This is a genomic window from Paraburkholderia sp. RL18-085-BIA-A (genome assembly GCF_046027075.1).
Taxonomy (GTDB): Bacteria; Pseudomonadota; Gammaproteobacteria; order Burkholderiales; family Burkholderiaceae; genus Paraburkholderia.
Genome location: NZ_JARESU010000135.1, coordinates 1 through 21246 on the forward strand (window position 1 = coordinate 1; position 21246 = coordinate 21246).

Sequence of the window (21246 nt, forward strand, 5' to 3'; positions counted from 1 at the left end):
AAGGCGCGACGTTTTATTTCACGTTACCCGTCGGGGACGCCGCGTAGCTAGACCCCTTGCGATCGGTGCCGTGGTCGACTCGGCACGACAGCTTTCTGGTTGATGACGGCGGTTTCGCCGCGCCAACATGACGGCACTCCAGGGCGCGTCGAGGGTTGGCCTGAGTTCGGCTGATCCGAAACTTCTCACAAGACCGAATACCGGACTTTCCGATGCGCGGGTCTGTATTCCCGGCGACCGTTCACCCGGTAGTCGTATCGATGCGCGCGGTCTACAACAAGGCCGAGTATGCAGAGCAGAGGAGAGCGATGCTCTAGGCGTGGGCAGATATGCTGGACGGCTGGATTGCTACGAATCCAAAGGTGAGCGTCATAGCGCGGGCACAGCCAGCCGAGACTCGTGAGTACATTTTTTGAGCCCGAACCTTTATGTGCTCAAGAGCGTACTCGTTTACTCTCGGATCGCCATATTTGACGCCGGCGGGCAATAATCATAATTATGACGTACGTCAAATATTCTCGCGCATACATTGGACTCCTATCAGATTCGCGTAGCGCCGCGTCTCAAAGTGCAATCATGAAAGCAGATACTCCCGCGCCATCATGCGAGCGCGATGCAGGCGACTCTTTGTTGCCGGAACCGACGCGCCAATGCGTTGCTCAATCTCAGCGATGGTCAGCTCTTCAAAATCCCTTACTATCAGGACATCACGATAGTCGGCGGGCAGAGACTCAGGCGCGTCAGCCAGTTCGCACCGCAAGCGTCGTTGTCGCGACTGCCAATCCAGCGGTCTACCTCTTCCTCGTTGTATGGGTCGAAGTTCAATGCCTTTCTTCCGAGTCGACGGCACTCGTGGCGAACAATGCTGAACATCCATCCGGAGAACGCTACGTCCGCGCGCACTGACGAGAACTTGCGAGCAACGATGAGCAGCACTTCCTGCACGGCGTGTCCACGTCTGAAATTAGACAATTGCGTTGCGCGTACCATCGGATGTCCGGTTGGCATAGTCTTTAAAGACGCTTCAGTGCGGCGGCAGGGTCGCCCGTGCGCGCCGCTTCTATCGCTGCCAGCTTTTGTTCGCCGGGTTCCACATCAACGCCTTGCTTGCTGCTTGGCCAGTTTGCGCCCAACCAGCGCGTATGCAGGACCCCAACCAGCCTGGAAACCACAATGCCGGTAGCGGCGATCGACACAATAACGGCAGTGAGCCCGTTGAGGAAGACAATAGCCAGCGCGACCTCCAATGAGCTAAAGGCGATGGCCGCCAAAGGTGCCGTCAATTTGCGTTACGGGCGCATTGAGACTCTGTCGAAAGAAATGCTCCTGGCATTCCAGGAGTACGTCTGAGGATCCTGGGTCGCATTACTCTAGTTATCGGTGGTCACACCGCTTCCAGACATATGTCAACAATCCATCGACGCGTGCGTCGCCGACATGTCCGGTCGCTCGCCGCCGCCGATGCACATTTCCGTCGCGCCAATAAGCGGTAGGCAATCCCAGAACCGCAGCGCCTGTTCGGCACTTGGGAAAGCGAAAGAAAAACACCGATCTGCTTTTCCACGCCGACACCAATTGTTCTACCGGTTCCGGTCCCACGCGTTTTCGGCGCTGGGCGATTGGGAGAAACCCGAGATTGCAAGGTTTCTGGCACTCATGGGTCCATGGCCTCAATCGTATGGCTGCACAACCCGGCGCGAGAGCATCGCTGAGAAGTCATCACACGGACGCAGCTGGTGGGCGCATTCGTGACCGGGTACCCACTATCGGAACCAGGGAGATGTAGATGCACGACCAGACGATGAACGCGACGCCGTCAGCCTATGCTTATCCATTGCTGATCAAGCACCTGCTGCATACGCCACTCGCCCACGCGCAGAACCAGGAGATCGTCTACAGAGGCCAGAAACGGTTGACCTACAGGACGCTGGGCGAACGCATTGCGCGGCTCGCCGACGGTCTGAGCCGACTCGGGACGCAGCATGGCAGTACTGTCGCGGTCATGGACTGGGACAGTCATCGCTATCTCGAATGCTACTTCGCCATACCGATGATGGGTGCCGTCTTGCAGACGGTGAACGTGCGGCTCTCGCCTTCAGAAATCACCTACACCATCAATCACGCCGGCGCGGAGATCCTTCTCATTCACACCGATTTTCTACCTGTGGTGGAAGCGATCAAGGACAAGCTCGAAACGGTGTGCAAATTCGTCTGGATCGAAGAGGAAGGCAGCGAAGCGTGCGCGCACACGATTCCGTTCTCCGACGAATACGAGAGCCTGCTTGCCCGGAGCGCGTCCAGTTACGCGTTCCCGGATTTTGACGAGAACACACGGGCCACCACGTTCTACACGACAGGCACTACCGGCTTGCCCAAGGGCGTCTACTTCTCACATCGGCAACTGGTGCTGCACACGATTACCGGCATGGCTGCGCTGGCGAGCCCGGTGTCGGGGCAACGGTTTCACCGCGGTGATGTCTATATGCCGCTTACTCCGATGTTTCATGTTCACGCCTGGGGCGTGCCCTACATCGCCACGGTGCTCGGCGTGAAGCAGGTTTATCCAGGACGCTATGTGGCGGAGCGGCTTGTGCAGCTGATACGCGACGAGGAGATCACGTTCTCGCACTGCGTCGGCACGATTCTGCACATGCTGCTGGGCTGTCCGGAGGCAAAGGACGTCGATCTGGGCAAGTGGAAAGTCATCATCGGCGGCGGCGCATTGCCTCACGGCCTCGCGCGCGCTGCGCTCGACCGTGGCATCGATATCTTTACCGGCTACGGCATGTCCGAGACGTGCCCCTTGCTGAGCCTCGCGCAGTTGAGGCCGGGCAGCGGGGACATCGACACGGACGAGGAGGTGCGTCTGCGCTGCAAGACCGGTTATCCCGTGCCGCTCGTCGACTTGCGCATCGTGAATGAGGACATGGAAGACGTCGCGCACAACGGCAAGGCATATGGAGAGATCGTCGTGCGCGCACCGTGGCTTACCCAGGGCTATCTGAAGAATCCGGAGGCGTCCGGGCAGCTCTGGGAAGGCGGCTATCTCCATACCCAGGATATCGCCAACATCGACGCTACGGGCAATCTGCAGATCACCGATCGCATCAAGGATGTGATCAAGTCAGGCGGCGAGTGGGTCTCGTCGCTCGAAATCGAAAGCCTGATTTCACAGCATCCTGGCGTCGCAGAAGTCGCCGTGATCGGTGTCAAGGACGAAAAGTGGGGCGAACGGCCTGTGGCGCTGGTCGTACCCAGGAAAGACCTGGTCACGACGCTTACGGAGGATGATGTCAAGAAGCACGTTCTCGCGTTCAGCGAGAAAGGGCAGATCTCGAAGTACGCTATACCGCAGATCGTCAAGCTCGTCGAGGCGCTCGAAAAAACGAGCGTCGGCAAGATGAACAAGAAGCGTCTGCGTGAACAGTTTATCTGACCCGTGAAATCGAGGAGATCACACGATGAGCATCCCGGGATATAGCGTAGCAACAGCAAGGTCCACATTGCGGTGGACCCCCTGGGGCAATTGCTGGCGGTACATGTGACACCGGCCAACGAACAGGAGCGTACCCAGGTAGCAGAACTGGCATGTCAGGTCCAGCACGTGACGGGACACACAGTCGAAGTTGCATTTGCAGATCAGGGATACACGGGCGAAGAGCCAGCGCAGGCTGCACTCGACGAAGGCATCGAACTGCAGGTGATCAAACTCGAGGAAGAAAAGGGTTTTGTAGTGCTGCCCCGGCGGTGGGTGGTCGAGCGCAGCTTTGGCCGGCTCAACCGGTTCCGTCGCCTCGCTCGTGACTATGAGCGACTCCCTGAAACGCTTGCCGGTCTTCATTTCGTGGTCTTCGCAATGCTTATGCTCGTACACGCGGTTCCAGTACTTCAAAGTTCCTGACACACTCTAGTCCGCAGAGTGACCGCTGTACGTCACAGAACGCGACGTTGGAGGTAACAGAATGATCGATCGCGCCGGGGTGCTGCCGATCGCCGAGGGGCGGCGGCCGGCCAGTCCATTCGTTCGATAATAGGCTCAAATCGGTCAAACACGTCCGCTGATGTCCACGAGCCAGCGGGGCCTAAATCACTTGGAGCTATGCCGCACAGGAGGTGACATGAACCCGGTTTCGGATCTTTCGGTTTTATTAAATACATTGGAGCCGGTGCTTAACCCGGGCGTGTTTGTGTTTGCTTCGGTCAAGGATGGTTATGCCATTGACCCAGCCGTCATCGTTGCGTCAATTCGCGAGCCCGAGGGCTTGTCGGTTGTGACGAGCGAGACGGATGCGCGAATCAGCGGTTTGAATGCGCTGTTCAAATGCGCCTGGATTACGTTGACCGTCAATTCATCCTTGGAGGCGGTGGGGCTGACCGCAGCGTTCGCGAGGGCATTAGGTCATTCCGGCATCAGCTGTAACGTCGTGGCGGGCGCGTACCATGATCATATTTTTGTGCCTCTCGAAGCGGCACAGACGGCGATGCAGGTACTTCGTCAGTTGCAAACTGATGGAGGCACCGCGCAGTAGCCTTTAGTTTTCGGATTGAGGATCAAGAGGGCTCCCCCCGCCAGACGCAAACAGGCGAGGAACGGACCTTCGACAACCGGGCGTGAATCGGTGACCATCCAGACCGTACGATTGAATGTCGGCTATCTGGACCCTGGAGGGTTACTCGTATCTGTCAGGTTCTTACCAAAGTATTCGAAAGCATTGACGATAAAGCAGATGATGGCGCCGTCACAGCGGCGCGCCACGCTCCCTCGCGAACAACAAGAACGCATTGAGCCATGACCACGCTATCGTCCTTGAACCTTGCCACGACCCTTGCGCCCGCGCCCCTCACCGATTTCGTGAATCCCGCGATGACGGTTGACGGGGATGCGCAAGGCATGGCGGCGCTCTCGCCGTCGGCCATCGTCACGATCCCTTTCGCGAGCAGCATCGCGGTGCTCGAAACCTATACGCCGGAAGGCACGCTGAGCGCCGCCATGCCCACAGTGAACTGGGCCAGCGACAACCGCGACGCGGTGACGCTCAGGATGACGGGGAACTACGCCGCGCAGACGATGGTGGGACGCTTCGCCGGGCTCGGCAGCGCGCTGCTCGATCGCTTCAAGACCACGGGCAGCGATTATTCGCAATCGGTCAGCGTTGGGTCCTCAGGTGTGGGCGGCGTTGGACCGTCTTCTCAACGACCCGCCGGCCAGATCGACTTGACGGTGCGAATGGCGAGCGGCGTGACGGTCGAAATCGCGCTGGGCAGCGAGGACGGCGGCCTTTCGGTCCGCATCAAGAGCAGCGGCGCGCTCAGCGAGAGTGAACGCAATGCGCTGGCAAAGCTTTCAGAGGGTTTCCAGCAGGCCATCGACGGCCTGGGCGCCGTGCCGCCGAAACTCGACCTCAGCGGCCTGACGCAGTCCGACACCTCGGTGTTCGCTTCCGTGAGCTTTCAATACAGCGTAACGGGCGACGGCAATGCGGACATCTCGGCAAGCTATTCGCAGGACAGCGCGGCGCGAAGCCTGAGCGTCACGAGCGCGGCGCGCGCCATGAGCGTGAAGGTCGATACGAGCCATTCGGCGCTTTGGGGAACGAGCGCACAACGCGCTGCGTCTGTGGCGAGCTATCTTCAGCAGTTCGATCACGCCAATTCACGCGGGCACGGCAACGCAGCGCTGATGTCGATGTTCGAGGACGGATTCGCGCAGATGAACGAGGACTACGGGACGCCTTCGGCCGAGGCGCTGCCGGGAACGGGCTACGCCCCGTGGCTGCAGCAGTCGGATCAGGCGATGTTGACGGGACTCCCTGACTTCAGCGCATCGATCACGGACGCGTCGGCGTCGCCCAATCCGATGCGTCCGGGCGAAGTCGACGCATTCTCGTATCAGGTCTCGCAAACGACGCAGCTTGAAGGCTCGCGCTTCGAAGGCAAGATTTCGCAAAACCAGCAATCGCACCTGATCGCCAGCTACCATCAGGCGCTCACGGGCGGCGGCAACCCGGTCCTTACCTCGTCGAGGTCCTCGCAGAACTACGATTATGTGCGGATCGACGACGACGCCGAAAGCACCGTCCAGCTGGCTACGGAACGTGGCGCGCTGGTGCACGCCTCGCTGCGTCAGACTTCGGACGAGAGCACACGTCATTCGAAGTACGAACGAGGCGTGCTGACTTCCGACGTCACCACACCGGAAGACTCATCCCGTTCAACGGACCTGCTCTCGTTGCTCGAACCGCTCATCGACAAGGGCGACGCCGCGCGCAATAGCGCCGAATGGCAGCAGGCGCTTTCCCGCGTTCATGGAATGATCTTGCTGAACGTGTCGAACTGAAGCGGCTCGTTCGCACGCCGGGCCGAACTTGCGCAGGTGCTTCTTTGCTTCTGTTCATGCTGGCGTTTTGACTTAGGGCACACGGTTGGGCGCGCTCGCTGATTGTCCGCTCTTTGAAAATGCGACCGGCTCTTGTGGGTTGCGGATTCAACCGGTCAGATGCGCTTGACGTCAACCCACGGTTCTGGAACCGTCCAGGCGGCTCACGAGTATTCCACAGCCCCTGATAGGCGTGAGCGGGCGGGACTGGACGAGCGATTGTCTATCAGATGCGAAAAGCGCGCCTCAGTTGCCGTGCCGTCTCACTACTGCTGACCATGCCTTTTGGTCGCCAAGGGCGATTTTATGAACGTTCGCTGCATACACCCATTCGCGGGCTTGGCGCACAATGAGATCCATGAAAGCAGGGGGGCCGCTGCAGTAAATCTGTGTGTTGGCATGAGTTGGACTCATTGCGTGGGAACTCTTCTGCGCGAATAGATCATCGGACAGGCCGAAATGGTGATAAACCTCTCCGTGACTTCGAAGCGCGTCAAATTCTTCTCGAAGAACTGCGCGGTCGGCCGATCGGGCGAAGTTGTGCACTTCGAACCTTTGACCCGCCGATGCAAGCCGCTTCGCGATTCCCGCGATCGATGCTGCGCCTATTCCGCCAGCAAAAAGGATAGATCGCGCGCGATCGTCCAAAATTGTCGGCGGGCTTTTGGGGGTGCCGACAAACACTTCGTCTCGTTCATTCAACGGAAACCTGGTTAGCAGACTATCCGTTCTGCCATCACCTTCTTGTCTCATGCCTACCACGTAACCATCGGATAGGGACGAAACACTGAGCAAAGGATAAATTCTTTGCTTGTCGCCAGCGCTATTCAGACAGAGAGTGACGCACGACCCATCGTTAAACGGCGGAAGCGCCGATTTGGACGTTGTTCGAAGTTCAACGGCATGGTACCCCTTAGCAATTTGCCATGTCCGGCCCACGATGACGGGAATCAGGTTGTCGCGCATGTCGTCTCCAATAGGATCTGCTTCACAGGTGCAACTCTAGCCGATACCGCGTAAGGGATGGAGAGGGGAGTCGGGTTGTAGCGAATCCGCAGTGATGATCGGGCGTCGAAACCCGCGTGGTTAAAGGCGTTGAGCGATTAGTGCAAGGATGGTATTTCCAGAACGTACTTTCTGATTATTGATTACATCACGTTGACGATGCTTGGCATAGCATAGTAAATGCACTTGGGAACGGTATGTCCATCAAGGGTGACAAGGCAATGCTTGGGCTGCTTTCACACCGATCCATGCACGATCGCTAATGCACACGATAAGAAACTTCAACTTTATCTTGTGGGCGGGAGAAGGCACTATAGCTTCCCGTCCGCTTTACAAGGCGTGTCGACCCGCAACGAGGCGTCACGTTCGACCACTGCACACAGGCGAGCGAGGAATCGTTTTCGCCGTCGTCAATAGATGAAGGCAGCTGTATCCTTGGCAAGGCTGCCGACGCATCGCGCACGTCAGAGCGGCTAGATGCGCCGCTACATCGCGCTGAGGTATTTCAACATCGGACCCGCATCGATTTACGTCGTCAAGCTCCTGGCCGAGCTGCTGCTGGGGGGCGGCCGCGGCCGCGGTGTACGGTCTCACATTTCCCGGTGTTGTTCGTCTGAGTCGAAAACTGTCAGTAGCTCACAATATTCCCCGCTCTTCTTTCTGTTCCGTTGCTGCGGGAGGTGCCAACCATCGGGACGCTGTGTGGCGGCGTTCTGTCATTTGGCGGCCTGGTCTATCTGATCAGCTCGGGAAACCCAGTCGCGCTTTTTGCCGGCGGTGTGCATGCCGGTGATCTGCTGATGCTGATGGTAGCGCTTGCTTATGCGCTGTATGGAATCCTGGTATGCCGTTGGCACGTTGGATTGCCGTTGTGGCAGTCGACGTATCTTCAGGCCATCGCTGCATTGGTCTTCACGCTGCTTCTTGAACTACGACTGCCGGTGCATGCAGCACTCCCGAACGGGGCGAGTTTGCCGTTGATTGCCTACGGGAACACTGGCATGGGTCGTATTACCGTATCTTCTGGATACAGGGAATCAAACGTCTCAGCCCTAACCATTGCAACATGTTCATGAACCTGCTGCCAATTGCAACGGCGGCGATTGCCTTCGGATGGTCTGGTGAACATCTTCATTTGTATCATCTGCTCGGAGGTGGGGCAGCGCTCATTGGGGTGTTGTTGGCCCAGACATTGCGTCGGCCATTGTTCACCGACACAGCCCACGCAGCAATGTAAAAGTAAGCAGGACGATGAGCATGTCGAGGCTGCGGCCGCTCCTCGGGACGGAACAGCCATCCAGCCCAACGTGCTGGATGGCTCAAATGGGTCCGATAACCGCTAACTGACCCAACAAAACAACAACACCCCACATAGCCCACGTAGCCCTCTCCGTCATACGGGTTAATGACGATCGCGACCAATCTTCTCCTACCATGTCAGCTAGACCGAACACGACGGAGCCCTGTATGCCCTACACCCCAGCATCGTCATTGCGACCGCCCGCCGATGCCGCACTCGCCCAGCGTGTCGATGCGGTGCTGTCCCGCGCGCTCGACGCGCAGCGTCTCGTCGGCGCGGTAGTGCTGATCGCGCGCGACGGACAACTCGTCTATCGCCGCGCGGCCGGATTCGCGGACCGCGAATCGCGCACACCGATGCGCGAGGACACGCTGTTCAGACTCGCGTCGGTGACGAAGCCGATCGTCTCGACGGCCGCCATCGTGCTCGTGGCGCAACGCAAACTGTCGCTCGACGATGACGTCACACGCTGGCTGGCCGATTTCCGCCCGAGCCTTCCCGACGGCCGCGTGCCGGCGATCACGGTGCGGCAACTGCTTACGCATACCGCGGGCCTTGGCTATCGCTTTGCGGAAGCCGATGCGAACGGGCCGTATGCGCGCGCGGGCGTATCGGACGGGCTCGACGGCGCGGCCATCACACTAGGCGAGAACGTACGCCGGATCGCGAGCGCGCCGCTGCTGTATGCGCCGGGGACGAGCTGGAACTACTCGGTCGCGCTCGACGTGACCGGCGCGCTGATCGAGGCTGTCTGCGGGATGCCCCTCGCCGAAGCTGTCGATGCGCTGGTGCTCCGTCCGCTCGGCGCTCGCGACACGGCGTTCGTCGCGGTCGATCCCGCGCGGCTCGCGACACCGTACGTCAACGATACTCCGCAGCCGCACCGGCTCGGCGAGAACGAGACCGTGGCTATTCTCGAAGGCACTGTCGGCGTCACGTACTCGCCGGCGCGCGCGCTCGACGCGCAGGCTTTTGCGTCGGGCGGTGCGGGGATGGTAGGCAGCGCGGGCGACGTGCTGCATGTGCTGGACACGCTGCGCGCGGGCGGCGGCGCACTGCTGCCTGCCGCGTTCGTGGACGAGATGGGACGCGTGCAGACTGGCGATTTCGTTTTGCCGGACCGGCCCGGCGTCGGTTTCGGGATTGGCTTTTCGGTGCTGCGCGATCCACACGCAGCGGCGTCACCGGAATCGCCGGGCACGTGGCGCTGGGGCGGTGTCTACGGTCACTCGTGGTTCGTCGATCGCGCGCGCGGGCTGACCGTCGTGTCGCTGTCGAATACGCTCTATGAAGGCATGAACGGCCAATACACAATCGATCTGCGCGACGCCGTGTACGGCGTCGGGTGACGTGCAGGCCTGAGAGCGCGCTGCCTTTCGGAATTGCCGTGCATTCGTTTTGACGGGACCGTCTTGAGGAAATGTGCGCTCAATCCAACGGTCCGGACACGAATACGAGTCGACGATTGGGACGACAAAAGAAGGCAGGTTCGTCGACTCGCGGCCATGAAGAGACCGTGGCTGGCTAAATTTCGACAACGGTTACCAGACTTAATGCGGCCACACATTGAAACGCGGCGACCATGGCGATTCGATTCATGTTGGCAGCGGAAGGCGAACTGGTTCAACCGTTCAGCGGGGTGCTTGCTTGACGGTATCGTCGCTATTCGACCGGGCGAAAAGGCTGCCTCCACAAGGATCTCGGTCACCAATTGACGATTGAGCGGGAATCATTCGACATTAGTCGCGTGCTTTCGGCAACTATCGGAAAACCTGGGAAACGCCGCGCTTTGCGCGGCGCTTTCTCATTTTTGGATTCGCCAATCTATCGGTCTCCGGCCGATCGGATCAAGATCGCGCATGGCAATGCCGATCGACTCCTTAAACTGAACGATTCCACCGAGGTTTGACGTTGACTCTCAACTGGTAAAGGGCGCTGACAATCATGTAGCGGGCCTCGAGACAAGCCGTTGTTACCTGACGGAGGCCAACATGAACTTCTGCGGAATAGACCTGCACGCGAACCACAGTGTGGTAGCAGCTAGTAATGCTGAAGACCGGATCGTGCTGTGGCTGCTGTGGTGCGCGGTCAACGAGCCTGGCGCCGAACTCGACATCCTGCTACCTAAGCGGCGCGACAGAACCGCTGCCAAGCGCTTCTTCAAGCGTGTGATGCGATCTTGCGCGACGCCGCGCAAGATCGTCACCGATCGGTTGCGCAGCTAGCCGGACGCGAAGGCGCAGAGAGATGAAACGCCGTCGATCCATCTCCTGCTTAGCCTGGGGCAGAACGTCCGGTTTCATCAAGCCACCGAACGATGTGACGCACAGTATCGCCGTAGAAGGTGCGATACAGTTCCTTCGACACATAGCCGATATGAGGTGTCGCGAGCACGTTGGGCAATTCGCGCAGCGGGTGCGGATTGTCGAGCGGTTCGACATCGTAGACGTCCAGTGCGGCGCCGGCAATCTGACCGGTCGTGAGTGCGTCGAGCAGTGCGACAGGGTCGACGATCAGTGCTCTGGACGTATTGATCAGCCTGCTTGTGGGCTTCATCTGCGCGAGTTCCGCCGCACCGACCAAACCTTGGGTTCGCTCGCTCAACCGCAAATGGATCGACAAGAAATCTGCCGTGGAGAACAACTCATCCTTGCTGACTCGCTGCACGCCCTTTTCCGCGGCGCGCTCGGCGGTGAGGTTCTGACTCCACGCGATGACGTTCATTCTGAATGCCCGCCCGATGATGCCGACGGCCGAGCCGATATGGCCGAGACCAAGCACTCCGAGCGTCTTGCCCGCGAGTTCGTCGCCAAGCGAAAGTTGCCAGCCGCCCTGACGCAGTGACTGATTTTCGAAGGGAATATTGCGGGCCATCGCGAGAATCAGCGCCCATGTCAGCTCGATCGTCGGCGTGGACGAATAGCCTGTATGACGAATTTCAATGCCGCGTTCCGCAGCCGCCTCCTGGTCGATCGACACATTCCCCGCGCCAGTCGAGGCAATCAGCTTCAGGTTCGGCAGGCTTTCGATGACCACGCGGGGCAGCGGTGTGCGTTCTCGCATTACGCATATGACGTCGAATGGCTGCAGGCGTTGAATCAGGCTCCCGATATCGGCGACGTGGTCGTTGAAGACCGAAACTTCCGCCAGGCTCTTAAGCGGCGACCAGTCTGCCATCCTCAGCGCGACATTCTGATAGTCGTCGAGAACTGCTACCTTGATAGGGAGATTGGGGTCCACGTTAGGCGCTCCAGAAATTGTCGACGTTGCTACCAACGGAATGCTAGGAAACCCGGCCCGTTACGTAAATCAATAAGTAGCGACGCCACCCATCGCCAACCGCGATGGCGCGTCATCGAATTGCAACGGTCCTCATGACACGTCGCCTCGTTGCTTGTCGAGGTGGTCGACCAGCATGCGCGCGGGAAGCGGCAGGGTATCAAAATGGCGCGCGACTATTAATAACGGCCGCAGCGACCACGGTTCATCGAGTTCAACGACGCGAAACGGCACCGAATGCATATAAGGTGTCACGCTTCCCTTGGGAAGCACACCGACGCCGAGACCCGCGCTGACCATATTGCGCACCCCCTCGAAGCTGGTCACCTCGATGCGCACGCGAAGCCGCCTGCCGGCACGCTCGGCAGCGGCGCGACACAATTTGGAAATGGACGTGCCGTACGGCATGCTGACGACGTCGTCCTCCAGAACTTCCGCGAAGGTCACGTTTGTGCGCTCGGCGAGCCGGTGATCCGACGGCACGATCACGACCAGCTTATCGACGCTGTACGGCCGCCATTGCAGATCGCCGAGGGAATCCTCGGTGGCCGCGCAGATGCCGAGATCGGCGACGCCGCTTGCGATCGCCTGCACGACTTCATCGCTCGATTTCTCGACCATATCGATCCGCACTTTCGGATTGGCGCGCAGAAAGGAGCGCAGCACACCCGGCAGATACTGGACCATGGCGGTAAAGTTCACATAAATCCGGGTATGTCCCCTCAATCCCGCCGAATATTCAGACAGTTCGTCCGAAATTTGCTGCAAGTGCTCGCTCAGCCGCTTCGCATGATGATAAAGCGCCTCGCCCGCGGGCGTCGCCTGCACACCGCGGCTGTGCCGATATAACAGCGGCGTGCCAGCGTCGTCTTCGAGATCCGATACGCGCTTGCTGACGGCCGACGCCACGATGTGCGTGCGGGCTGCGGCCGCAGCAATGCTGCCCTCCTCGATGACAGCCACGAAAATGCGCAGAGACTCCATGTCGAGTCGCAACGGCCGATCTGCTGAAACACGCATCCTCATTCCTTCGGGTTGGATATCCGGGAGGTTAGCACCCATCGCGTTTGGCGATGCCTCTATTGAACATTGAGAAGTTTTCAATACACTCGGCAACCGGCATTCTGTGTGCCATGGCGTTCGATCCGCGCGGGCCATCGCCCAAGGCGGGAGGCCGGGCAGCGTGAATCGCGATTCTATGTCGAGAAGACGACTCTGTCCTGGCCGCCGGAACATTCGCCTTTTCAGAAGCACAAGCCCGTGCACGGCCGGAACGCCTGAAAACACTGTTGAGAATATGAAGGAGACGAAAGATGGAACACAAACAGGTTGCCCTGAGCTCGCGAACTCATTGGTACGAGGGCCTCACTGCAACGCACTGGCGCGTGCTGAAAGCGAGCTTTCTCGGTTGGATTTTCGACGGTTACGAGGCACTGGCACTCGTCGTTGTGCTTGGGCCAATGCTGCATTCGGTGCTGTCGCCGGCGCAAGCGGCGTCCCCCACGACCTACGCGGGTCTGGTCATCGGCATCACCTTGCTCGGCTGGGGGGCGGGCGGTCTGATCGGCGGGATCCTTGCGGACTATGTGGGACGCAAGCGGATGATGCTCTGGTCCGTATTCCTCTATGCCGTGTTTTCGGGTTTGACCGCGTTCTCGCAAACCTTCTGGGTGTTGTGCGGACTGCGTTTCCTGACCGGCCTCGCCATGGGCAGTGAATGGAGCACGGGCGTCGCGCTACTGTCGGAAACCTGGCCTGAGCGGGCTCGTGCGAAAGGCGCGGGCTTCCTGCAATCGGGCTTCGGCTGGGGCACGCTGATCGCGGCGGTCGTGTGGTACGCGCTTTCGTCGGCGCATCCACTCGGTGCCGAAACCTGGCGGTTAATGTTCGTGCTTGGCGCAGTCCCCGCGTTCTTTGTGCTGTACATCCGCCGCGGGGTCAACGAGTCTGAGAAATGGCAACGCGCGGTACGCGAGAAACGCTGGAGCGCGACGAACACCCCGCCGGTCGCGGGCGAAGCGCCTGCATCCGAAAAGCGCCCCTTCACGCTCACGCAACTGTTCAGTGAACCCGAAGCGCTGCGCCGCACGATGCTTCTGCTGGTGTTGTCGATCGTCACGACCGTCGGCTGGTGGGCCATTTCCAGCTGGCTGCCGACCTATACCGTGTCGCTCGCTAAAGCCGAAGGTATCCCCGACGCCTTGTCGTGGGGCTCGAAGATATCGATCGCATACACCGTTGGCGCGATTGCGGCCTACATGATCGCGGGCTTCGTGGTGGATGCAATGGGCCGGCGGGCCTTCCTGTCACTCACTTTCGTCGGTGCTCTGGTAACAACGTTCATCACATACAAGCTGACGACAAGCGTCGAAGCGATGATGATCGTGGCGCCGATCAATGGCTTCTTCACCTTGGGCTGTGCCTATGTCTGGATGGCGATCTACCCCTGTGAACTCTTTGGCTCCAGCGTGCGCTCCACTGCGATCAGCTTCGTGTTCAATGCAGCGCGCCTGATCGCGTGGGTGTTTCCCATCATCGCGGGCAGCATGATCAAATCGTTCGGTGGCGTGTCGCAGGCCGCGTTGGCTCTGGGTTCCGTGTATCTGCTTGGTATCGTGCTGCCGTGGTTCTTGCCTGAAACGCGTGGCGCAGGCATGCCGGACTGAATCAGCCTAAGCATTCTGGATACCTAACTCTATTATGGAGAGAAAAATGTCTCGAAGTTTTCGTATTGGACAGATCGTTCCAAGTTCGAATACGACCATGGAAACTGAAATTCCAGCCATGTTGCGTGCCCGTGAAGCGATCCGCCCCGAGCGGTTCACGTTCCATTCGAGCCGGATGAGAATGCACAAGGTCACGAAAGAGGAATTGGTGGCGATGAACAAGGAAGGCTTGCGCTGCGCGGCGGAACTCGCCGACGCTCGTGTCGATGTCATGAGCACGGCTTGTCTGGTCGCGATCATGGCGATGGGGCCCGGATATCATCGGCAAACCGAACGCGAACTGTTGGAAGTTGCGCGTGCCAATCATTGCCTTGCGCCTGTCATGACCTCCGCGGGAGCGTTGGTAGAAGGTTTGAAGATCATGGGCGCTCGCCGGATTTCGCTGATGGCGCCGTACATGCGGCCCTTGACTGACCTCGTCGTCGCTTATATAGAAAACGAGGGCATTGAGGTCATCGATTCCATCTGCTTTGAGATTCCCGACAACCTTGAAGTCGGGCTGCGCGACCCGATGCGGCTGGTCGACGACGTTCGCGGCCTGAACACGGAAGGCGCGGACGTCGTGGTAGCGTCCGCATGCGTCCAGATGCCGTCATTGCCGGCGATTCAGCGCATCGAAGACATGCTGGGGATCCGCACCGTCTCGACGGCGGTATGCACCGTCCGGCGTATGCTGGATCATCTTGAGCTCGAGCCGATCGTCCCCGGCGCGGGAGCGTTGCTCTCCGGTGCGTGATCTACCGCTGTAGCGTCAGGAACAGATCTTTGCGCGGTCGGGCCTGGCGATACCGCGATCGCCACTGGGTGGCCACATATGACGGCGTCAGCAACGATCCGCTGGCTGCCGGCCTCGGCAAAACCGGGCACGTCGGCCCGCGACCGGTTATTGCGGACCCGGCGAGCCCTACGGCAGCCGAGTCGCGGCGCCTCGCTCTTTGGTCGAATTACCTCGAGTTCATCGACCTGACCGCGAACGGCGGCTACGGTCGTTCCTGTCACTAACAGGCCACCGCGGGTGGTCCGTGTTCCGTCGTCGTCCGTGTATTCCGCTGCGCCACTTCTCGGTAGCATCGCGGGAGATGCAATCAATGGACACCAGAGAATCGTCGTCATTCACCGCGCTCCTGCCAGTGGGGTCGGCACGCGATGGTGGCAACGACCCGAACAGCGGCCTGACTGGCACTCACCCGGCCGACATCCCGGCCTCAACAGGCAAAGGCACACATACCTTTTCTTTCAGCCAGGACGGCGAAAGCTTTCTGCTCGACGGCGAGCCTTTCCAGATCCGCAGCGGAGAGATGCATCCCGCCCGCATCCCCGCCGGCTACTGGCAGCATCGCATCCTGATGGCCAAGGCGATGGGGATGAACTGCATCGCCCTCTACGTCATGTGGAATTACCACGAAGCGAGTCCGGGGATTTTCAATTTCCGCACGGGGAACCGCGACATCGAAGCATTCATTCGACTGTGTCAGCAGGAGGGGATGTGGGTGTTGCTGCGGCCGGGTCCCTATATTTGCGGCGAATGGGATCTGGGCGGCATTCCGTCGTACCTGTTGAGTTACCCGGACATCCAGCTCAGGACCGACTCCGCTCACGATCCTCGCTACATGTCGGCGGTAGCTCGTTACATCAGGGAGCTGAGCCCGCGCATCGACCCACTGTTGGTGATTCACGGTGGACCGATCCTGATGATTCAGATCGAGAATGAATTCGGCTCGTACGCCGGCAACCCGGCTTACCTCGAAGAGATACGGCAGCTCTGGCTTCAGGAAGGAGTACACGGGCCGTTCTATACCGAAGATGGCATCACGCAGCTTGAAGAGAATCGCACGAACGTCACCGGCGGCGCGATTGCACTGAGCAATGGAGATGCGGAGCAAATCGCGGCCGTCCGGCAGGAATTTCCGGCCGTTCCGGCGATGGCCGGTGAAGTGTATCCAGGGTGGCTCACCCATTGGGGCGACGAGACTCTCAACGGTACGGCCGCAGATATTTCCGGCACGCTAGACGCGTTCATGCAACTGAAGCTGTCGTTCAACCTCTATGTCATTCACGGCGGCACCAGCTTCGGCTTCTATGCCGGCGCAAATGTGGATGCCGACTCAGGCGAATATCAACCCGACATTACCAGCTACGATTACGCGGCACCCATCAGCGAGCAAGGCGTGGCGACGTCAAAGTACATGAAGTACCGCGACGTCATCGCCCGCTATCTCTCGACACCGCTGCCCGATATACCCAAACCCGTTCCGACTATCAGCCGCAAAGGAAGCCATGCCTTGATGCCGGAACTTTGCGCGTCCGTTTGGGACAACCTGCCTGCCGCGCTCCCGGCCGAACAAACCGTCGACCCGCAGCCATTCGAAATGTATGGCCAGGCGTTTGGTTTCGCGCTGTATCGTAAGAAGCTGCAGGGCTACCGCGGTGGTGTGCTGGATATCAAGGATGTTCACGATTACGCGACCGTTTTCGTCGGCGAGCAATACGTAGGCGGTGTGTCGAGAGTTTTCATGCCGGAGCATCGCGTGCAGCCACTGAATGTCATGCACCACGCGCCCCTTACGCTTCCGCTTGTGTCGACGTCGCCGGACAGCGACGTATCATTGGATATCCTCGTCGAGGGCATGGGGCGCGTCAACTATGGCCACGCGATGCTCGACCGAAAAGGCATTCTCGAACCGGTCACGCTGGAGGATGCGGGAGATTCGAGCGACACGCTCACTGGCTGGGAAGTCTTCCTGTTGCCGATGGATACCGCGTTTATCGCGAACTTGCGCACCGTCTGCGCGAATCCTCGTAAGGCCGGACTGTTCTTCAAGGCGACTCTGTCGCTGGATACAATCGGCGATACCTATCTCGACATGCGTAACTGGACCAAAGGTGTGGTCTGGGTCAACGGGCACAATCTGGGTCGCTACTGGAATATCGGTCCGCAAGAGCGCCTGTATTGTCCTGCTCCGTGGCTGAGGCTGGGTGACAACGAGGTCATCATTTTCGATCTGCACCAGATGGAAGCCAAACCGGTAGAACTCGCGCGCACGCTATCGTAAGGAGGGCACCGGAAGCCAACACGGGGAAATCCGCGGCAACTTCGATTACCTTTCGCCACTGGCCGGGACCAACTCCAAAGTGAGCACTTCGAAAGGCGCGAGCGAGATAGTCTGCGGCCGGTCCGCGTCCAGCACCGGCGGAACATGCGAGGTATGGCCGTGCCATAAGCTGTGCGTCTGGAATCGTCCCGCCGCGCCGGCTGGTAATTCCAGTTGCCGCCGCAAATCGAGCACGAAGCGCTTCGCCTGGCTGTCGGGATTGCGCAGCGTGATGATCGCCTTGACCGGCGACCATGCAGCCCAGCCGTACACCTCGAGCCCATCCGGCGCACCGCCAATCCAGTGGCTGTCGCGCAGCACCTCGGCGTTTGCCCGGGCCCATCTGGCAGATTCGGCGAGAACGTCCCAGTCGCCGGCGCCGAGCAGCGACGGCGTGATGTACAGCTCCTGCAGTTGCGCGCCGCTGCCGAAGTACGAATGCACTTCATTTGCGAAGTCCTGGCCTTGAGCGGTGTTCAACCGATCGTTGAACTGCGCGTAGATGATGCCGTGGAGCATCAGCGAGTTGAGCGGAAACAGCGGACTCCTGACTACGACATTGCGGTAAGTCTGTGCGTCACGGTAGGTCATCCAGCGTTCGCGATTGCTGCCAACGCCGGCCAGGTCGTCATCCTTGCCGCCGCGCCAGATCGAATCAGCGTAGCGTAGCCAGAACGGCGATGGATAAGTGCCGACGGTGAGGTTGACGAAGGTTTCGGGCCTGGTCTCGCGGATGTCCTCGATGAGCTGGATCGCCGCGTCCCAGTCGCTGCTGAAGCGGCTGCCCGGGACCACCTTGTCGGCATTGCCGGTGCCATCGAATTTGAACTGATTGATGCCGTGCTGTGTGAGCAGTTCCATCACGGCCTCATGGAAGCGTCGGTAGTATTTCGGCCCGGACAGCGCGAAGCAACCATCGATGATCTCGTATCCTGCGGTGTGGCCTCGCGTCACGCGTTCCTGCCGCGTCGAGCCATAGCCGCCCCACGGTGACAGCCACACTCCGGGCGACGCGCCGTGCCGGGCGGCGGCGTCGCGCAGCGGCACGAATCCATGCGGAAAATCCTTGCCGAAATGCCAACTGCCGCTGTAGTCGTCCCAGCCGTCATCGAACAGGAAGGAGTCGAGTTGTACGCCGCGTTTGTCGTGCAACTCGCGGCCGATGTCGTCGATGCGTTCGAGCGCTTGCTGCTGCGTGTACGGCATGAGGTAACCGATGTCGTACCAGCAGTTGTAGTGCAGGAACGGGCGGTACGGATGGGCCCGTTCGCGTTCGAGATAGGCCGCGAAATCGCGGCGTAGCTGGCCATCGCGAGCCACACCAGCCACCGCCGAGAAGACACTGGTCTTGCCCTTTTCCAGCGGCAAAGCCCGCGACAGGGTGAAGCTGACGCTGTCCCCGCGTACCTGGCTTTGCGACAACGGAAGCTCGAAACCAAGGTAGACGTTGCCCGCGACCACAGGTGTTCCCTTGAACTCGCCGCTGGTTTGCGCACCGCACGCCTGCGTCTCCAACAGCGAAACAGTGGCAACGTGCTCGTCCTTGCTGATCGCGGTGATCGCCACCTGCAAGCGCAAGTACTGCGAGCTTTCGCGTTGCTCCACGCTCCACTCCACCCGCAGGCGATCCTGTTCGTCGCCGAGGATGGCACGCACGCGCCTGCCCGCGATCCGTTCGGCCAGTCGAGATGCTTTGGGATTTGCCGTCAGCATTTCTTCGCGCAGCGGCGCAAGCAGCTTCAGTTCGGCAATGCCCAGTGTGCGACCGTCGGCCAGCGATAGCGCAAACGGCGCGGTGACCCGCAGCGTATGCACGTGCACGTTGTCGGTCAGGGCGAAATCGGCCAGATGCTGGTGCCTGACGGTCCAGTTCAAGGCGATCGCCGCGTTACCGAAAGAATGACTGTCACCGTTCGTCTGGAACACGGGCATGCCCGGATGCGTTGGCGCAGTTTCTTTGGCGTGCATGGACCAGGCCTCAGGATGAGGAGGGTGCCTGATCCATAGAGTACTTCGGGCGGATTGAGCAAGTGCATGAATTTTTTTCAGTTTGCAAGGCTTGCAGGTCGCGAAGCAGTACCCGGGCACGCTGGAGCAGCTGGAGCATCTACCAATAGGTCACCATTCTGACGGAAGCCGGAAGCCGGAAGCCGGAAGCCGGAAGCATTCGCTTGTGCGCCGCACAGCAATTCCATTCCCTGATTTCATAAACCGGCACACTTCACCCGCTGGCTTCGCCCAACTCTCATTATCGCGACTAAACCCTCGTCAGCGCGGCGTGGAGCGCGGCCGTAACCTGCTTCACCGTGTCGAGGCGCTGGATTTCTGCCGGTACTCGCTCGGCGATTGGCTGGTCCACTGCCGGAATGCGCGAGCAAACGTCTTTTCGCTCGCGAAGCCAATCGACAGCGCAATCTGCTTGATCGAATGCGTGGTGCGGCAGAGCTGCTCAATCGCCCGCTCGCGTCGCACCGCATCCTTCAGCGTCTGCAGCGACGTCCCTTCTTCTTCCAGTTGACGATGAAGCGTGCGCACCGACACGTTCAGCGCGCCGGCCAGCGCCGCGGCGGTGTGCGGCTCGCTCGGCCGGGCAATCATCAGCGCACGTGCACGGCTGGCCAACAGCCTATCGCGACGGTACTGCAGCACGGTGAGCGGCAGTGCGTGCTGCAGCATCGTGCGCAGCGCACGTTCGTCGCGACGCGGCGGCAATGCAAGGTACTGGGCGGCGAAGCGCATGCATGCGCGGTCCTGGCCGAAGTGCACCGGCCCCGGGAAGATCAGCGAATGGACAGTGCTGTGCGGCGGCCGCTGGAACGGGAAATCCGTTGCGATCAACGGAATGCGGGAATCAATCAGCCAGCACGCGTACCCGTGCACGTAGCGCAACACCGTGACGAGGCAGAACTCGCGCAGCGCGCCGAACTGCCGTCTTTCTTCGAGCTCGAGGGTTGCGATGTCGTCTGCGACTGTCAGGGTCGGCAGGATGTCGTCGGTGAGCAGCCGATGGTGCCGGCACCATCGTTTCAGCGCGACGCCAAGGTTCGGCGAAGTCAGCGATGCGCGAGCCAGCAGGCCGTAACTGCCCCAGGGCAGTCGGCGCGAGAACCAGCCCAGCGCTTCGTCGTCGAGTTGCTGCATCGCGACGCGGCACAGCGCTTCGAATTGCGTCGCTGTCACGCGGGCGCCAGGTTTGCTCAGCAGCGCTGGCGCAATTTGTGCCTCGCGCAGCGCATCCGACGGATCGGCGCCGTATTTCTCGTAGCCGAGCAGCACGGCATTCACGAATGCCATTGGGGTCGCGGCGCGATCGATCCGCGGCGCGCGTCGGGAAGAGGCGGCGGGCATGGCGCTGTCGGGGCTGGCACAAGTTGGCAGGATAGGCTACCACAACGGCAGAACATGCGCGGCGCACTGGCCTAAGCTGACACCCTTGGATCGCTCGTATATCGAAGTGACATGAGGAGA

At 60.1% G+C, this 21246-nt stretch carries 17 protein-coding genes and 3 pseudogenes; 12 read left to right on the forward strand and 8 right to left on the reverse strand.

Features of this window, described 5'->3' with window-relative positions:
* Positions 1–574: 574 nt before the first annotated feature.
* The 3 genes from P0D89_RS42725 to P0D89_RS42735 are packed head-to-tail and all read right to left on the reverse strand — an operon-like array spanning position 575 to position 1271.
* On the reverse strand, positions 575–760 hold the full coding sequence (locus tag P0D89_RS42725) for an RNA polymerase sigma factor (protein ID WP_408367878.1): 186 nt from the start codon (positions 758–760) through the stop codon (positions 575–577).
* Positions 700–990, reverse strand: coding sequence for an RNA polymerase sigma factor (locus tag P0D89_RS42730; RefSeq protein WP_408378530.1), 291 nt, complete (start codon positions 988–990; stop codon positions 700–702). Before P0D89_RS42730 ends, P0D89_RS42725 begins: the two co-directional genes overlap by 61 nt.
* Positions 991–1013: 23 nt before the next feature.
* Positions 1014–1271 (reverse strand): hypothetical protein, encoded by a 258-nt coding sequence (locus P0D89_RS42735; RefSeq protein WP_408367880.1) that lies wholly within the window; start codon positions 1269–1271, stop codon positions 1014–1016.
* Positions 1272–1786: 515 nt separating this feature from the next.
* Between P0D89_RS42735 and P0D89_RS42740 the strand changes: the two genes are divergently transcribed.
* The 4 genes and pseudogenes from P0D89_RS42740 to P0D89_RS42755 all read left to right on the forward strand — a co-directional run bounded on the left by P0D89_RS42740 (position 1787) and on the right by P0D89_RS42755 (position 6337).
* Positions 1787–3436 (forward strand): fatty acid--CoA ligase, encoded by a 1650-nt coding sequence (locus P0D89_RS42740; RefSeq protein ID WP_408367882.1) that lies wholly within the window; start codon positions 1787–1789, stop codon positions 3434–3436.
* A gap of 45 nt (positions 3437–3481) precedes the next feature.
* Positions 3482–3901: pseudogene (locus tag P0D89_RS42745) on the forward strand (transposase); the annotation flags it as partial.
* A gap of 217 nt (positions 3902–4118) precedes the next feature.
* On the forward strand, positions 4119–4529 hold the full coding sequence (locus P0D89_RS42750) for an ACT domain-containing protein (protein WP_408367884.1): 411 nt from the start codon (positions 4119–4121) through the stop codon (positions 4527–4529).
* Positions 4530–4789: 260 nt separating this feature from the next.
* The gene (locus P0D89_RS42755; protein WP_408367886.1) at positions 4790–6337 is read left to right on the forward strand and encodes a hypothetical protein; all 1548 of its coding nucleotides are present in this window, start codon (positions 4790–4792) and stop codon (positions 6335–6337) included.
* 285 nt (positions 6338–6622) lie between these two features.
* Here the strand turns inward: P0D89_RS42755 and P0D89_RS42760 are convergent, their stop codons facing one another.
* Positions 6623–7342, reverse strand: coding sequence for a ferredoxin reductase domain-containing protein (locus tag P0D89_RS42760; RefSeq protein ID WP_408367888.1), 720 nt, complete (start codon positions 7340–7342; stop codon positions 6623–6625).
* Between the two features lie 719 nt (positions 7343–8061).
* Here P0D89_RS42760 and P0D89_RS42765 point away from each other — a divergent pair.
* From P0D89_RS42765 to P0D89_RS42780, 4 genes and pseudogenes are all read left to right on the forward strand, one after another.
* Positions 8062–8457, forward strand: a complete 396-nt coding sequence (locus P0D89_RS42765; RefSeq protein ID WP_408367890.1) for a hypothetical protein — start codon at positions 8062–8064, stop codon at positions 8455–8457.
* A complete protein-coding gene (locus P0D89_RS42770; protein ID WP_408378527.1) occupies positions 8448–8618 on the forward strand; it encodes a hypothetical protein in 171 nt (56 codons plus the stop codon). The genes P0D89_RS42765 and P0D89_RS42770 overlap by 10 nt, the downstream gene beginning before the upstream one ends.
* 230 nt (positions 8619–8848) lie before the next feature.
* Positions 8849–10030 carry a serine hydrolase domain-containing protein gene (locus P0D89_RS42775; protein WP_408367894.1) on the forward strand — a complete coding sequence of 394 codons (1182 nt, stop codon included), beginning with the start codon at positions 8849–8851 and terminating at the stop codon, positions 10028–10030.
* A gap of 720 nt (positions 10031–10750) precedes the next feature.
* A pseudogene (locus tag P0D89_RS42780) lies at positions 10751–10903 on the forward strand (DDE-type integrase/transposase/recombinase); the annotation flags it as partial.
* Positions 10904–10955: 52 nt separating this feature from the next.
* Here the strand turns inward: P0D89_RS42780 and P0D89_RS42785 are convergent.
* Both P0D89_RS42785 and P0D89_RS42790 read right to left on the reverse strand, forming a co-directional pair.
* The gene (locus P0D89_RS42785) at positions 10956–11921 is read right to left on the reverse strand and encodes a D-2-hydroxyacid dehydrogenase family protein (RefSeq protein WP_408367896.1); all 966 of its coding nucleotides are present in this window, start codon (positions 11919–11921) and stop codon (positions 10956–10958) included.
* Between the two features lie 132 nt (positions 11922–12053).
* Positions 12054–12956: a LysR family transcriptional regulator gene (locus tag P0D89_RS42790; protein WP_408367908.1), complete on the reverse strand. Its 903-nt coding sequence runs from the start codon at positions 12954–12956 to the stop codon at positions 12054–12056.
* 317 nt (positions 12957–13273) lie between these two features.
* Between P0D89_RS42790 and P0D89_RS42795 the strand changes: the two genes are divergently transcribed.
* From P0D89_RS42795 to P0D89_RS42810, 4 genes and pseudogenes are all read left to right on the forward strand, one after another.
* A complete protein-coding gene (locus P0D89_RS42795) occupies positions 13274–14626 on the forward strand; it encodes an MFS transporter (protein ID WP_408367898.1) in 1353 nt (450 codons plus the stop codon).
* 46 nt (positions 14627–14672) lie between these two features.
* Positions 14673–15422, forward strand: coding sequence for a maleate cis-trans isomerase family protein (locus tag P0D89_RS42800; RefSeq protein WP_408367900.1), 750 nt, complete (start codon positions 14673–14675; stop codon positions 15420–15422).
* 77 nt (positions 15423–15499) lie between these two features.
* A pseudogene (locus P0D89_RS42805) lies at positions 15500–15676 on the forward strand (3-hydroxybutyrate oligomer hydrolase family protein); the annotation flags it as partial.
* A gap of 98 nt (positions 15677–15774) precedes the next feature.
* Positions 15775–17739, forward strand: coding sequence for a beta-galactosidase (locus P0D89_RS42810; protein WP_408367902.1), 1965 nt, complete (start codon positions 15775–15777; stop codon positions 17737–17739).
* A 45-nt stretch (positions 17740–17784) separates the two neighbouring features.
* Here the strand turns inward: P0D89_RS42810 and P0D89_RS42815 are convergent, their stop codons facing one another.
* Positions 17785–19746, reverse strand: a complete 1962-nt coding sequence (locus P0D89_RS42815) for an alpha-galactosidase (protein ID WP_408378529.1) — start codon at positions 19744–19746, stop codon at positions 17785–17787.
* A gap of 333 nt (positions 19747–20079) precedes the next feature.
* Positions 20080–21072 carry an AraC family transcriptional regulator ligand-binding domain-containing protein gene (locus P0D89_RS42820; protein WP_408367906.1) on the reverse strand — a complete coding sequence of 331 codons (993 nt, stop codon included), beginning with the start codon at positions 21070–21072 and terminating at the stop codon, positions 20080–20082.
* Between the last annotated feature and the right edge of the window lie 174 nt (positions 21073–21246).

Excerpts from the sequence above, each read along its gene's own strand:
- P0D89_RS42730 (WP_408378530.1), bottom strand. The coding sequence starts at position 990 with ATGGTACGCGCAACGCAATTGTCTAATTTCAGACGTGGACACGCCGTG.
- P0D89_RS42740 (WP_408367882.1), top strand. The coding sequence starts at position 1,787 with ATGCACGACCAGACGATGAACGCGACGCCGTCAGCCTATGCTTATCCA.
- P0D89_RS42750 (WP_408367884.1), top strand. The coding sequence starts at position 4,119 with ATGAACCCGGTTTCGGATCTTTCGGTTTTATTAAATACATTGGAGCCG.
- P0D89_RS42755 (WP_408367886.1), top strand. The coding sequence starts at position 4,790 with ATGACCACGCTATCGTCCTTGAACCTTGCCACGACCCTTGCGCCCGCG.
- P0D89_RS42760 (WP_408367888.1), bottom strand. The coding sequence starts at position 7,342 with ATGCGCGACAACCTGATTCCCGTCATCGTGGGCCGGACATGGCAAATT.
- P0D89_RS42770 (WP_408378527.1), top strand. The coding sequence starts at position 8,448 with ATGTTCATGAACCTGCTGCCAATTGCAACGGCGGCGATTGCCTTCGGA.
- P0D89_RS42775 (WP_408367894.1), top strand. The coding sequence starts at position 8,849 with ATGCCCTACACCCCAGCATCGTCATTGCGACCGCCCGCCGATGCCGCA.
- P0D89_RS42795 (WP_408367898.1), top strand. The coding sequence starts at position 13,274 with ATGGAACACAAACAGGTTGCCCTGAGCTCGCGAACTCATTGGTACGAG.
- P0D89_RS42800 (WP_408367900.1), top strand. The coding sequence starts at position 14,673 with ATGTCTCGAAGTTTTCGTATTGGACAGATCGTTCCAAGTTCGAATACG.
- P0D89_RS42810 (WP_408367902.1), top strand. The coding sequence starts at position 15,775 with ATGGACACCAGAGAATCGTCGTCATTCACCGCGCTCCTGCCAGTGGGG.
- P0D89_RS42815 (WP_408378529.1), bottom strand. The coding sequence starts at position 19,746 with ATGCACGCCAAAGAAACTGCGCCAACGCATCCGGGCATGCCCGTGTTC.
- P0D89_RS42820 (WP_408367906.1), bottom strand. The coding sequence starts at position 21,072 with ATGGCATTCGTGAATGCCGTGCTGCTCGGCTACGAGAAATACGGCGCC.